Source organism: Roseivirga sp. AWQ4_251 (assembly GCF_056158225.1).
The window spans coordinates 3,128,496-3,142,414 of sequence record NZ_JBSWSW010000001.1; the positions used below are offsets into that span (position 1 = coordinate 3,128,496).

General features: G+C 40.4%; 10 protein-coding genes. 3 read left to right on the forward strand and 7 right to left on the reverse strand.

Annotation, left to right across the window (positions count from 1 at the left end; translation table 11 throughout):
• Window position 1 precedes the first annotated feature (1 nt).
• Window positions 2-3,052: an efflux RND transporter permease subunit gene (locus ACXACJ_RS13770; protein WP_475135009.1), complete on the forward strand. Its 3,051-nt coding sequence runs from the start codon at window positions 2-4 to the stop codon at window positions 3,050-3,052.
• 78 nt (window positions 3,053-3,130) lie between these two features.
• Here ACXACJ_RS13770 and ACXACJ_RS13775 read toward each other — a convergent pair whose 3' ends face one another.
• Both ACXACJ_RS13775 and ACXACJ_RS13780 read right to left on the reverse strand, forming a co-directional pair.
• Window positions 3,131-3,598 (reverse strand): hypothetical protein, encoded by a 468-nt coding sequence (locus ACXACJ_RS13775; RefSeq protein WP_475135010.1) that lies wholly within the window; start codon window positions 3,596-3,598, stop codon window positions 3,131-3,133.
• A gap of 322 nt (window positions 3,599-3,920) precedes the next feature.
• A complete protein-coding gene (locus ACXACJ_RS13780) occupies window positions 3,921-4,343 on the reverse strand; it encodes a hypothetical protein (RefSeq protein WP_475135011.1) in 423 nt (140 codons plus the stop codon).
• A gap of 191 nt (window positions 4,344-4,534) precedes the next feature.
• Here ACXACJ_RS13780 and carB point away from each other — a divergent pair, with 191 nt between their 5' ends.
• Window positions 4,535-7,348, forward strand: coding sequence for a carbamoyl-phosphate synthase large subunit (gene carB / locus ACXACJ_RS13785; RefSeq protein WP_475135012.1), 2,814 nt, complete (start codon window positions 4,535-4,537; stop codon window positions 7,346-7,348).
• A 1-nt stretch (window position 7,349) separates the two neighbouring features.
• Window positions 7,350-7,601, forward strand: a complete 252-nt coding sequence (locus ACXACJ_RS13790) for a DUF4834 family protein (RefSeq protein WP_475135013.1) — start codon at window positions 7,350-7,352, stop codon at window positions 7,599-7,601.
• Between the two features lie 13 nt (window positions 7,602-7,614).
• Here ACXACJ_RS13790 and ACXACJ_RS13795 read toward each other — a convergent pair whose 3' ends face one another.
• The 5 genes from ACXACJ_RS13795 to ACXACJ_RS13815 all read right to left on the reverse strand — a co-directional run bounded on the left by ACXACJ_RS13795 (window position 7,615) and on the right by ACXACJ_RS13815 (window position 13,859).
• A complete protein-coding gene (locus tag ACXACJ_RS13795) occupies window positions 7,615-8,694 on the reverse strand; it encodes a 3-oxoacyl-ACP synthase III family protein (protein ID WP_475135014.1) in 1,080 nt (359 codons plus the stop codon).
• Between the two features lie 2 nt (window positions 8,695-8,696).
• Entirely contained in the window at window positions 8,697-9,278 is a 582-nt protein-coding gene (locus ACXACJ_RS13800) for a TetR/AcrR family transcriptional regulator (RefSeq protein WP_475135015.1), read from the reverse strand.
• 280 nt (window positions 9,279-9,558) lie between these two features.
• The gene (locus tag ACXACJ_RS13805) at window positions 9,559-10,332 is read right to left on the reverse strand and encodes an enoyl-CoA hydratase/isomerase family protein (protein ID WP_475135016.1); all 774 of its coding nucleotides are present in this window, start codon (window positions 10,330-10,332) and stop codon (window positions 9,559-9,561) included.
• Complete coding sequence (locus tag ACXACJ_RS13810; RefSeq protein WP_475135017.1) at window positions 10,329-12,416, reverse strand: ComEC/Rec2 family competence protein; 2,088 nt, start codon at window positions 12,414-12,416, stop codon at window positions 10,329-10,331. The genes ACXACJ_RS13805 and ACXACJ_RS13810 overlap by 4 nt, the downstream gene beginning before the upstream one ends.
• Window positions 12,417-12,515: 99 nt before the next feature.
• Window positions 12,516-13,859 carry an alkaline phosphatase family protein gene (locus tag ACXACJ_RS13815; RefSeq protein ID WP_475135018.1) on the reverse strand — a complete coding sequence of 448 codons (1,344 nt, stop codon included), beginning with the start codon at window positions 13,857-13,859 and terminating at the stop codon, window positions 12,516-12,518.
• Window positions 13,860-13,919 lie beyond the last annotated feature (60 nt).

The window sequence follows — 13,919 nt, forward strand, 5'->3', positions numbered from 1 at the left end:
CATGGTAAAATTCCTGATTCATCGGCCGGTAGCCGTATTTTTAAGTTTTTTGGGCATCATATTCTTCAGCTTTATGGCTTTGCGCGAACTTCCTGTTTCGCTTTTGCCCGATATTGAAGTACCCTCGATTGTCATCAAGGTCAACTACCCGAATAATCCACCTTCCATTATTGAAAATAGCATACTGAGCTCGATTAGGTCTGAACTCAATACGCTCAATAACCTTAAATCCGTAGAAAGTATTGCCAACAGCGAAACCGGAACCATCAGGCTTCAATTTCAATATGGAACACGAATGGATTTGGCCTATATTGAAATCAATGAAAAAATAGACCGCCTTCAAGAATCTCTACCGAGAGACATGGACAGGCCTCAGGTGGTACGCATCAATACTTCCGACATTCCCATTGCACGAATTCAAGTAATTCCCAAAGCGGGAATAGACTACACGGGGCTTTCTGAACTTACCGACAGGGTTTTAAAAAAGCGTATTGAGCAAATCCAGGGAGTTTCAATTGTAGACATCAACGGATTTCAGGGCAAATTCATCAGCATTGTGCCTGACTTGGAAAAACTGAACGGTTTAAATCTCAGCGAAGGGCAAATTTCTCAGGTGTTACAAGGTGCAAATCAAGAGGTTGGGCAGCTTTCCGTAAAAGATGGTCAGTATCGATATTTTGTAAAAATGGCCAATCGCCTAGATGACCTTGAGGAAATCCAAAACCTTCCCATGGTTAATCCTGAAGGTGATGTAATTACCTTGAAAGAAGTGGCCGACATTACTTTTGAACCAGAAAAAAGATTAGGTTACCATTTAAGAGGAGAAAATGAAGCTTTAGTAATTACGGTGCACAAACAGGCAGATGCAAAAATGACCGAGCTAATGCCTCTTATTTACGATGCCGTAAAAATCTTCGAAGTTGATTACCCTCAAGCAAACTTCGAAATTACCCAAGATCAATCACTGCTTTTAAATGCGGGAATTGACAACCTAAAAACCAGTCTAATTTACGGAGGAGTTTTTGCTTTTGCAGTCCTTTTCCTTTTTATGGGGAATTTAAAAATGCCCATTATCATGGGCCTTACTTTGCCCATTTCTTTACTGATCAGCTTTCTGTTTTTTTATGCTTTCGATCTTTCGGTCAACATCATCTCTTTAAGTGGACTCGCCCTTGGCTTGGGAATGCTCATTGACAATTCCATCATTGTAATTGATAACATTACCAGAAAGCGAAAAGACGGTTTAGACATCATTGAAGCCTGTATTGAAGGGGTAAACGAAGTTATGGCTCCATTGATCAGTTCCGTTCTAACCACCCTTGCAGTGTTTGTACCACTTGTATTTTTAAACGGGCTTTCCGGAGCTCTTTTCTACGATCAGGCACTTTCGGTGGCCATCATTCTGGCAACTTCGCTTATGGTAGCTTTTGTGCTTTTACCCTTGCTCTACCGTAAGTTTTTCGAGAAAAGCACCGCGAACATTAAAGAAGACAGCCTTGTTTTCAAGGGAATTCTGAAGCTTTACAAAGCCATATTCTTTGTGGTTTGGAAGTTCAAGTACGTAAGCTTAATCATTCTTCTGGCATTAATTCCAACGGCTTATCTTTTGCTCAATTCAGCCGAGAAAAGAGGACTTCCGGAAATAGAAAAAACAGAAACATTACTCACAGTTCAATGGAATGAGCCTTTGGATGCTCAAGAGAACAAACGAAGAATCACGCACATCCTTGAGTTTGTAGACGCACCGAAAGTGAATGAATCAGACATTGGCCTCAAGCAATTTTTATTGGCAGAACAGGGCAATTCTGTTGAAAGCGCAGAGGTATATTTCAAGTCAGAAACCGACCAAGAAAAGCAGCAGTTAGAAGCTAAATTAGAAAGTCAGATTCGCAGTAAATTCCCGAATGCTTCTTTCCAAATTCAAGATGCACCAAATGCCTTTGATCAAATCTTCGCTTCTGAAAACAAATACTTTGTTGCGAAATGGAAAAAGCTTGCAGGAAATGAAGGCTTAAACGAAGAAGTTTACAATAGTTTAAGCAAGGAAGTTTCTACCATCGTAAACCAATCACCCCAAGCAGGAAGCGGCTTTTTGTATGGAGAATCGATGGAAGCCATTATCGATACAAAAGCGCTTTCGGCCTATGGAATTCCAGAATCGGAAATCAAAGAAGCACTCTCAAAAGCCCTAGACGGATACTTGGTTACGGAAATTAGAAGATTCGGTGAGGTGACACCTATTCGGGTTCAGCGCTCTTCAGAAGATTTCAGAAGCAAATTAAACGGAATTCGTGTTTCCGGACGCAAAAATCAGCAGTACGCTTTATCCAACTTCGTAAAGTTCAGCTATGTAAAAGATGCGAAGGCCAAAACTGCGGATAGAACGGGGATTTATCAGAGTATGGAATGGGAAGAACTCAATGAAGCTTCTGTTCAAAAACTGATGAATGAATTACCCGCTAAAGCCACTGCTTACGGACTTTCCGTTGATTTTGATGGCGGTTATTTCGAAGGAAGAGAGAACCTGAAACAACTGATTTTCATCCTTGGCATTTCAGTGCTCTTGCTCTATTTCATTCTGGCTGCTCAGTTTGAATCGCTGATTCAGCCGCTGATCGTCATTTTCACCTTGCCTTTGGGAATTGCTGGAGCTTTATTGGTTTTAATGCTGGCAGGCGGAACACTGAATGTAATGTCTGCCATTGGTATCATCGTTATGCTAGGAATTATGGTGAACGATGCCATTTTAAAAATTGATACCATAAACAGACTTAAAGAAGAAACCTTTGCTACTCATTCTCCCAAAAACAAAGAAGAAAGAAGAAATCTACTAGAGCAAGCTATCGCGAAAACAGGTCAAATTAGACTGAAGCCAATTTTGATGACTTCCATTACAACAATCCTTGCACTTTTGCCTGTCATTTTTTCTTCTGGATTGGGAGCAGACTTACAGCGACCACTTGTTTATGCAGTAATTGGCGGATTGACCATTGGAACATTTACGGCTCTCTTCTTTGTACCCTTGGCCTATTGGGTAATCAGCAAAAAATAACCTCTATAAATGGGAACGGGCTTCCGAATGGAAGCCCGTTAAATTTACCCACACAAAACACACTTATACCCTAAACAATCAATTCTTATTATTAATAGAAGCAGTAACTGTTCTCACTGGAATCTTTCTTTCCAATTTCATGAATTTAGAGTCAGATGCTGCATCATCAGTTTCTTGAACACAAACCAAACTTTTTCTATCGTTCGCATTAAATTGACCCACCACTAAAACTGGCTTACCATTTTCTGCATAGCTAAAAGTGAAATGATTCAGTCCCTCAGAGTTAAAATCTAAAATCTTTTTCTCCTCGCCTTTCACTTTCAAGCTCATTGTTTTGTCGTCCTTTTGAGTGAATTCATAAAGCACGGTTCCTTGAGTAGGATCGGCACTGGTTATTTCCCATTTCCCGACTAATGATTCTTTAATTTCCTTTGAACCTTGCGCAAAAAAACCGTCAGTTGTGATAGTTTTTGATTGGCAGCTTACCATCAAAAGAAGTGATAATGCGATAAGTCCTTTTATTGTTGAGTTGGTCTGATTTTTCATGTCTCTAAGAGTTTCACCTATTCATACCAAAACTCGAACCAAACTCAAAACAGGCCTTCAGAAGCCAGAAACGAAGAATAGCACTATTCATGCCGTCCCACAATGGGAAAAAACCTCAAATATAGACTAGGTAAATCACCTATATTTTGCGTTTTGAATACTGAAATATCATTTTCAAACCCTAAAAATTAAATTTCAAAACCAATCCACAAGATCAAACTTGCATAAAAGAAAACGCCTCAAAAACTCGATCATTTCCATCCAAAATTTATCTGGAAAGAAACCACCAGCCTTTGAGGCGTTCAATTAATCTCAGATTTTCTTATTTCGCTTTTCTTGTTCCTTGCAATGGAAAAGAATCCATTCCCATTGTAACCGAACCCGACATTTTTTCTCCTTCAAATGTACCGGCCAAATCAGCGGTAGTTCCCATTACTTCGATATTACCTGTGAAACCCGTACCGACTACAGCAAAATCCTTCACAACCAAATCACCAAATTGATCAGTTTGAAGTGTTGCTTCATATACGCCATTGCCTCCAGAAACCACCATCACACCGTAGCTATCACCATTTGGTGTTTGCACTGTGTATTGCCAATTCCCTACAGGATTGTAAGCTTTTTTCTCTGACTTCTTAGCCGAAGCACTCGAAGTACTAGCGCCTGTGCTAGCCGCACAGCCACCCAAAACAGTTGCCAAAACTAGGCAAACAAGGATTCTTGGAAGTAAAGTTAGATTTTTCATGGTCCAGTTATATCGTAAAAAAGATAGGATGAATTTAAAGTTTTTTTCAATTATATCTGCATTCAAAAGCGCTCTTCCGCTATTCAACAGATTAATTGGCTTAAAAACCCAACGCGGTTTTGATTATAACCTTTTCGCCATAACTTTGTGCCAATTTATACCTCAGTAAAATCTCTCGTTCTTAATTACACATGCCAAAAGACAACAGCATCAAGTCAGTCCTTATCATCGGAAGTGGACCTATCATTATTGGACAAGCCTGTGAGTTTGACTACTCAGGTTCCCAAGCATCTAGATCACTTAGAGAAGAAGGAATTGAAGTAACACTTATCAATTCAAATCCAGCCACCATCATGACCGACCCGGTTACGGCAGATAATGTTTATCTGAAACCGCTAACCAAGAAGTCAATAATCGAAATCTTAGAAAAGCACGACATAGACGCAGTTCTACCTACTATGGGTGGGCAAACCGCGCTAAACCTTGCCATTGATTGCGACAAAGCTGGAATTTGGGAAAAATACAATGTTAGAATCATTGGCGTTGATATCGATGCGATTGAGACCACTGAAGACAGGGAGAAATTCCGTCTTAAAATGAATGAATTGGGCGTTTCTGTTTGTAAAGGAGAAACCGCAACTTCATTCTTAAAAGGAAAAGAAATAGCTCAAGAAATTGGTTTTCCTTTAGTAATCCGTCCTTCATTTACGCTTGGCGGTTACGGAGGCGGTTTTGTTCAAAACGCGGAAGAATTTGACGTAGCACTAACCAGAGGACTTAATGCCTCTCCAATTCACGAAGTTTTGGTTGAGCAAAGTATTTTAGGTTGGAAAGAATACGAATTAGAACTCCTAAGAGATAATTTAGGAAACGTAATTATCATCTGTTCTATCGAGAACTTCGACCCAATGGGTGTTCACACAGGCGATTCAATCACTGTAGCGCCTGCCATGACGCTTCCTGACACTGTTTATCAAAAAATGCGCGACTTGGCCATTCTCATGATGAACGGAATTGGTCAGTTTGCAGGAGGTTGTAACGTCCAATTTTCGGTTAGTCCTGATGACGACAGCATTATCGGTATCGAAATTAACCCAAGGGTTTCTAGGTCTTCTGCCTTGGCATCAAAAGCAACGGGTTATCCTATTGCAAAAATTGCTGCTAAACTAGCGATTGGTTACAATTTGGATGAATTGAAAAACCAAATCACCAAAACCACTTCTGCTTTCTTCGAGCCTGCCCTTGACTATGTAATTGTAAAAATCCCTCGTTGGAACTTCGATAAATTCAAAGGTTCTGACAGAAAACTTGGCCTTCAGATGAAATCTGTTGGTGAAGCCATGGGAATTGGAAGAAACTTCCAGGAAGCACTTCAGAAAGCTTGTCAATCTCTAGAGATTAAAAGAAACGGCCTTGGTGCTGACGGCAAAGAATTAACGGATCAAGCGGCTCTTCTTCACAGTTTGGAAAATCCTAGCTGGAACAGATTGTTCCACATTTACGATGCTTTCAAACTTGGTATTCCGTTCAAAACCATTCAGAAGAAGACCAAAATCGACAAGTGGTTCCTTCAGCAAATTGAAGAGTTGATCCACTTAGAAAATGAAATAGAAAAATATTCGCTCGACACCCTTCCTCGTGAGTTGCTCAAAGTAGCTAAAGAAAAGGGATATGCCGACCGTCAAATAGCGCACTTGCTTAAATGTCTTGAAAGTGAAGTATTCAAGAAAAGACATGAAATGGGCATTAAGCGTGTTTATAAACTTGTAGATACTTGTGCGGCTGAGTTCGAAGCACAGACACCTTATTATTACTCTTCTTTCGATGAAGAAAATGAGTTGGTAAGTAGCGACAAGAAAAAAGTAATTGTTCTAGGCTCAGGCCCAAATAGAATTGGACAAGGAATTGAGTTCGACTACTCATGTGTTCATGGTCTGATTGCCTCTAAAGAATCTGGCTACGAAACCATCATGATCAACTGTAACCCAGAAACGGTATCAACTGATTTCGATGTTGCAGATAAGCTTTACTTCGAGCCAGTTTTCTGGGAACACATTTACGATATCATCCTTCACGAAAAACCAGAAGGTGTAATTGTTCAGTTAGGTGGTCAAACCGCACTTAAACTAGCTGAGAAACTAGACCGCTACGGCATTAAAATTATCGGAACGAGCTATCAGGCTCTCGATTTAGCCGAAGACAGAGGTAGATTCTCTGACTTGCTTGCAGCCAACAACATTCCTTACCCTAAATTCGGAGTGATTGAAGATGCAGACGAAGCGCTAGAGCTTTCGAAAGAATTAGGTTTCCCTCTTTTGGTTCGTCCTTCTTATGTGTTGGGTGGCCAGAGTATGAAAATCGTAATCAACGAGCAAGAATTGGAAGAACATGTGGTGAATATTCTAAAGGATATCCCTGGCAACAGAGTTCTTCTCGATCACTTCCTTGAAGGCGCTATTGAAGCAGAAGCAGATGCCATTTGTGATGGTGAAGATGTATACATCATCGGAATCATGGAGCACATTGAACCAGCTGGAATTCACTCAGGAGATTCATACGCTGTATTGCCTCCTTATAGCTTAGGGGATTTCGTAATTCAGCAGATTGAAGCCCACACGAAGAAAATTGCACTGGCGCTAGAAACCGTTGGTCTGATCAATATTCAGTTCGCCATAAAAGATGATAAAGTTTATATCATTGAAGCGAACCCAAGAGCCTCTAGAACCGTTCCGTTTATAGGAAAAGCCTACCAAGAGCCATATGTGAAATATGCAACTCAGGTAATGTTGGGTGAGAAGAAAGTCAAAGACTTTGATTTCAAACCGGTTAAGAAAGGTTATGCAATCAAAGAACCTGTTTTCTCATTCCATAAATTCCCTAATGTAAATAAAGAATTAGGACCTGAAATGAAATCGACTGGTGAGGCAATTTACTTTATAGATGATCTGATGGATGATTATTTCTTAGACATCTATTCTAAAAGGAATCTGTACTTGAGCCGTTAAAATGGGATACTTATTAAAATTTTTACTCTTCTTTTTTGTCTTTAGCTGGATTATCAGAAATGTGCTTCGCTTCTTTATGGGCGGGCTATCTGGAAGCCAGCAAAGGGCACAGCAAGCGCAACAACAGCGCTACTATCAACAACGTCAGAACGAAGGAAAGATCAATGTTGATTACGCCCCAAAACAGAAGAGGAATAAAAGCTCCGATGATTTTAAAGGAGGAGAATATGTAGATTACGAAGAGGTGGATTAATCCACCTCTTTTTTTATGGCACTCTATACACCATTGCATTAATATGCATACCCGCCCCAACAGAAGCAAACACGATATTATCCCCTGAATTTAATTCATGACCTTCCAATTTGCCTTTTACAATCAAGTCTAGCATCGTAGGAATAGTAGCTACAGAACTGTTCCCTAAATCGTGGATGGTCATAGGCATCAGAGAGGCGGTATCAGGCTTTTCTCCACAAAGTTTATAAAGCTTCTGCAAAATGGCCTCGTCCATTTTTTCATTGGCCTGATGAATCAATACTTTACTGATGTCACAAAGCTCTAAACCAGCTTTTTCAATCGCTCCTTTTATGGCCTGAGCTACATTTACAAGAGCGTACTCGTAGATTTTCCTTCCCTTCATCTTGATGAATTTACCTCCATCTACAGCTAATTCAGGATTGTTAGAGGGGCCCATATCGAGGTAACCCAATTCAACCAAGGCATCGGTACGAGAAGATTGACTTAAAAAACCACCATTGGCTGTTTCAGAAGCTTGAAAAATAGCGGCACCAGCTCCGTCAGCAAAAATCATAAAGTCACGATCGTGAGGATCGACAATTTTACTGAGCGCCTCTGCTCCAATCACCATTACCGCTTTGGCATCACCGCACCTGATCATCTGTGTGGCCTGGATGGCTCCTTGCAACCAACCTGGACAACCAAAAATAAGATCGTAGCAAGAAGTAGCCGGATTCTTAATGCCCAATCCAGCCTTTACTTTAGCGGCCAAACTTGGTACCATTTCAACTCGGTTGGTGTCATCGGCCATGTCGCCAAAGTTGTGTGCATATATGATGTAGTCTAGCTCTTCAGCACCTACAGAACTGCTCTCCAAGGCTTTTTTAGCTGCCTCTAAACCCAAATCAGAACAAAGCTGCCCCTTCTTGGCATATCTTCTTTCTTTGATCCCCGTGATTTTTTCGAACTTGCGAATGATCTCAGCGTTTTCAGCCTCAAACTTTTCTCCGTTTTCTTGGTAGAATTCTGCACCAAGAAAATCCTCATTCTTCACAACAACTTCCGGAATGTAACTTCCCACTCCGTTAATGATCACCTTAAGATCGTTCATAACTACTCTGATTTAAACTTAACAGCATCCCAGCACGCTTCTGCTGCTTGGTCGATCCTGTCTTCTGAAAGATTTTGATTATTGTCGATGTGTTGTTTGAGTAATGACACAATTGGCCCATAAAGCAGGGCTATGATGGTATACAGCGGAAGATCTTTCATGGCCTTTGCCCTTTTTGATTCAATAAAGAACATCATGATGGGAGAAAGAATCATAAAAGACTCTTCGCGAGTAAGGTTGCTCATGTAAGGCGCATAGCGATGCTGCTCAATGAACTGAAATTCTTTGGGGTGCTCCATGAAATAATTGACCATGTTCTTCCATAGGTGCATAAACCTTTCTTTGTAAGTCCCTTCTTCTCTGTATTGTTTGAGCATTGCACGAATAATCTCGCGCTTGATTTCTTTGAAAAGCTCATTAATAAGCTCCTCTTTATTGGTGAAATAGCGATAAATCGTTCCTGCGCCTACTCCAGCTCTTTGCGCAATGAGCGAAATGGGCGTACCATGAAAGCCTGACTCTGAAATAATATCCAAAGTAGTCTCTAAAATAGCGGTCCGTTTATCGAGCTTATTCTCAATCATTTAAAAGCGGAATGAACGTTCATTCCGTTCGCAAGGAAAAAATATTTTCATGCAAATCCAACCGCTTCAAGTTTTTTCGAGGACTTACTCTCTGTTAAATTTTGTGAAAGGCATTTTAGCTTTACAAAAAGCAAAAAGCCCATTAAGAGCGATTTCCTGATGGGCCTTAAATGTTGATGTAGCTTGGTTATTTTGACGACAAGGAACAGAAAAATCAATTGCTTAGATTTCAATTTTAGCAATCTTCCTCTTTAAATTTCCTTACTGAAAAAGGTGAATTTCACCACTCCAGCTTTTCCTTATTCAAGAAAGCCGCAATTCCTTTTTTACAGTCTTCGGAACCACGCGCTTTCGCATTTTGCTCTGCGGCATAATTAAGTCCTTCTTCTACACTCATAGATTGAACCGCTGCAATCATCTGTTTGGTGTAAGCCATGGACTGTCCCGAGTTTTTTTCAACTAAAGTTCTAGCGAACTCTTCTACGATTTCTTCTAATTCATAATCCTCCACAACTCTATTGATCAATCCCATTTGTTGAGCTTCTTCAGCAGAAATCAATTCACCTGTAAGCAACAGAGATTTGGCCTTTCCTTCCCCAATTTTTCTTAAAAGAAATACTTTGACGATTGCAGGAATGAAGCCAATACGAACTTCCGTATAGCCAAATTTGGCTTTAGGAACCGAAAAAGAAAAATCGCAGACTGTAGCCAAACCGCATCCGCCTGCAATGGCATGCCCTTGAATTTGTGCTATTACCACCTTCGGGTGAAGATATATTTGTTGAAAAAGCTCTTTTAAATGATTGGAATCGGCCAAATTCTCTTCATAAGTATTTTGCTGCAATTGCTGCAAGTAGGCCAAATCGGCACCCGCACAAAAAGCATCGCCTTCAGCTTTGAGAATAATCACTTTGGCTGCTTCATCACTTTCGGCTTTTGCAAAGGCTGATTTCAACTCAGAAACTACCTCAGCATTCAGTGCATTTCTTTTATCAGGTCGATTTAAGGTTATTGTGGCAATGCGATTTGCCACAGCATAGTTTACGTATTTCATTCCTTCCATAGCTTTGAATAGTACCCATCCCTGTATAGAGAGTGTACTTTCAAATTTAGGCTTTCTGCCTGATTTGTAAGTTTATCGGCCAAAAACTTACGATTAGAACGATCGATCAATAACTGCTCAAACTCAATCTTTCCTGTCAGTTCATTAAGATCCCATAAACTTTCGTGAGACAATACTAGGTAATTAACCGGTATAGGCTCTTCGAAAGACTGTTTGAGAAAAGCATCATCCTTTAGAATCAAGAAGGTTTCATTCTGAAAAGTGATTAATGGATTTCCGAAGAAGGAATTTTCTTGAAGGCTCAAGCGATCGTTCTGAGGAACCAGACTACTAGCCGCTAAACGCCTTTTCGGTTCAACGTTAAACTGAAACTTATCGGCATCAGCCATAAAACTACTATCGGCTATCAACTTGCTTTCATTCCCCTTCCTGAAATCCAAAACAGTTTGGCCCGACACATTCATTACGCTCATTTCTGCATTCTGATAATTTCGCCAATGCAACATTTGGCTAATGGCAAACAAGCCACTAAAGACAAAAGCATAGCAGACATAAATGAACTCCCTATTTCTAAACAAGAGAATGAGCATGGCAATGACAGCGTATATCAACCAACTCTCCGCGGTCGTCAAATGAATACCTTCCCAAGTACTCCCTGGCAATTTCCTTACACCATGCACAAGGTAATTCACCAATTTCACAAAGTCTTCCGTAAACCAGTTTAGGCCTTCTCCCAAAAAGGGAATACCACCTAAAACCAGAACCAAAATCCCTAAAACCAACATTACCAAGGCCGCAGGAATAATGAAAAGATTCGACAGCAAGAAGTATGAGGGAAACTGATGAAAGTAAAGAATACCTAAAGGAGCAGTCGCGATTTGTGCCGCCAAGGAAACACAGCTAATCTCCCAAATTTTATCGGGCAACCAACCTTCAAACTCTATCAGTCGATAGAAACGAGGCTGTAGATACACAATACCAAAAACGGCTAAAAAGGAAAGCTGAAAACCTACACTCATGATGAGATAAGGATTGAAACATAGCAACACAAAAGCGGAGGCTGCCAATGTATTATAGATACTACTGTTGGCATTTTTTGCTTTGGCAATGGCCACAAAAGCAAACATAGTCACGGCTCTTAATACTGATGGCGAAAGTCCTGTGATGAAAGCATAACTCCAAAGGACCAAAATACTGGCTAAGGCCATCCACCATCTTCTTTTCCAAGAATCCAGTTTTATTCGCTTGAAGAACCATAGAAAAATGGCGTAAATGATACCGACATGTAGGCCAGAAACGGCCAACACATGCATTGCGCCAGCAGCTGAAAAGGAAGCTTGTAAATCATTGTCCAGCTCATCTTTTACGCCCAAAGTCAATGCGAGCAAAACACCCCTGGCATTTCTATCTCCAATTCTTTCAGTAAGTAGTTGAGCGCAAAACCGTCTTGCTTTGATGGCGTAATCTTCTGGAATTTTCCACCACGGAGTTTGGTTTCCAATAACCTCGAAGTTGGCACCAACAAAATGCTGATGAAAGATATTGTTGTACACCAAATAGTTTCTAAAATCGAATTCACCAGGGTTTGCCGGCCCTTCCGTTCGTTGAGGCGTTCCATGCACAAAAAGTTGATCGCCAAACCGAATTTTGTCTCCAACCTTCTTATCTACATAAGCATTGATTTTCCCGCTAGCGCTTTGCCAATGATCCGTATAAACAGCCTCAACGGTAAGTCTTAAATTGATGGAATTCGGTTTTGCGTTGGGTTCTTCTAAAACCGAAGCTTTATAGGCAACTATGGGTTCTGAAAAAGTATTGAGATGATCCGCGCGATTATCTAATCGGTGAAGTTTTAAGCCTAAAATCCCTGTTAGAAAAAGTATGAAGAGCGCTAATGCAGACAAATAGTATTGATTCGCCTTAGTTTTGAAGCTACTTAAGATTGAATAGGCAGCTACAGAAATGGCCAGCAGTATAGTTGTAAAAACTAGTGAATTGGGTGAATAGTGACAGAAGACGATCCCAAGAATAAAGGCAATAGAAAATCTTACAAAGGGAGCAGTATTAAAAATCACATAATCAAATTAATTATTTGATTTATCATAATCAAGCTAAAAAATAAGCCCCTGTCCAAATTGAGGTTTAGGACAGGGACTCGATTACACAAACAAGAATTATCTTCTCTTTAAAATACCAGGGAATAATACTCCATCAGGAGCATCGAAATCAAGACCTAACAAGGCAGCAATTACAGGAGCCACATCTTCTAAACCCATTTGCTGAATTACTTTGCCTTGAGAGACACCAGCACCCCAAGCCACAAAGCCAGTTTGAATTTGTTTGAAATCTGGGAAGAAACCGTGAGTACCACCCGAAGCAGGTTTTATATCATCACCTGTAGCTGAGCCAGACATAGCCACACCTGGAATTGGTGCAATGGCCAAATAAGCGTTTGGATCCGCTCCAACGGCTTTCAATTCTTCTTTAGTTACTACTCTAAATAGCTTTTTGGTTTTTTCAGGTAAAGCAGCCAAAATCTCTTCAACTTTTTTAGCGGTTTTCATGTCATTCGCGTCTTTCAAATGTAAGAAAGCTGCAGCGCCAGAGGTATGGAAAGCAGCTTTCCAATTGCCTCTGTCTTTTTCTTTACCAATCAAACCCGCCTTTTCCAGCCAAACATTTGGAGCTAAAGAAGAATGCACATCTACAAAACCGTGATCTCCACTAATGATGATGGTGGTTTTATCCAAAATACCAGCTCTTTCAGCGGCTTCCTTAATTTTACCAATAGCTCTATCGGCAGCAGCAACAGCAAAAGGAACATTTTCACCTTCTCTACCTTCAGCATGTTGAACATGATCTGTAGCAATTAAGTGTAAGGTGATAAGATTAGGCTTGTAAGTCTCCAATACATAAGCAGCCATTTCTCCAGTTCTATCTTCGCGGTTGTAATAATCTCCTGAAAAGTTCTTTGGCGTCATTTTACCCAAAACTTCTCTTTCCATTTCTTCCATTAAGCCATCAGGAAAATCCTTGTCTCTCATAGGTTCAACCCTATCGTAGCCACCTTCTAAATACCAGAATTCAGGAATGTTATAATCGATTGGAGCATCAGTAGAAACAGGCCAAATAAACGCTGCCGACTTCATACCTTTTGCCCTAACAGCATCCCATAGCGTTGGCACTTTAATTTCCTTTTCATACCAATACCAAGCGCCAGTTTGCCCTTGAGGCTCGAAAGGAGAATTGTAGTAAATCCCGTGTTTTCCTGGTTTAGCACCAGTAATCAAAGTAGTGTGAGAAGGATATGTAACAGACGGATAAACGCCTCTCACACCTTCTGCTTTCACTCCGTTTTCTGCCATGTAATGCAAGTTTGGCGCAGGCCATTTTGCTTCCATGTAAAAATCAGATCTGAAGCCATCAATCGAAACCAAAATAACGTGTTCCGAAGGTTGTTGCGCTTTTAAACCCAATGAGGCAAAAAGAGCTACGATAAGAAGTATATGCTTTTTCATTTAAATCTTTTTAAGGAATGAAAGAGCAGGTGCCTTAGCAACCTGCTCTAATCAAAATAC

Coding starts and splice junctions, on each gene's coding strand:
- ACXACJ_RS13815 (WP_475135018.1), bottom strand. CDS start 13,859: ATGAAAAAGCATATACTTCTTATCGTAGCTCTTTTTGCCTCATTGGGT.
- ACXACJ_RS13770 (WP_475135009.1), top strand. CDS start 2: ATGGTAAAATTCCTGATTCATCGGCCGGTAGCCGTATTTTTAAGTTTT.
- ACXACJ_RS13775 (WP_475135010.1), bottom strand. CDS start 3,598: ATGAAAAATCAGACCAACTCAACAATAAAAGGACTTATCGCATTATCA.
- carB (WP_475135012.1), top strand. CDS start 4,535: ATGCCAAAAGACAACAGCATCAAGTCAGTCCTTATCATCGGAAGTGGA.
- ACXACJ_RS13790 (WP_475135013.1), top strand. CDS start 7,350: ATGGGATACTTATTAAAATTTTTACTCTTCTTTTTTGTCTTTAGCTGG.
- ACXACJ_RS13805 (WP_475135016.1), bottom strand. CDS start 10,332: ATGAAATACGTAAACTATGCTGTGGCAAATCGCATTGCCACAATAACC.
- ACXACJ_RS13795 (WP_475135014.1), bottom strand. CDS start 8,694: ATGAACGATCTTAAGGTGATCATTAACGGAGTGGGAAGTTACATTCCG.
- ACXACJ_RS13780 (WP_475135011.1), bottom strand. CDS start 4,343: ATGAAAAATCTAACTTTACTTCCAAGAATCCTTGTTTGCCTAGTTTTG.
- ACXACJ_RS13800 (WP_475135015.1), bottom strand. CDS start 9,278: ATGATTGAGAATAAGCTCGATAAACGGACCGCTATTTTAGAGACTACT.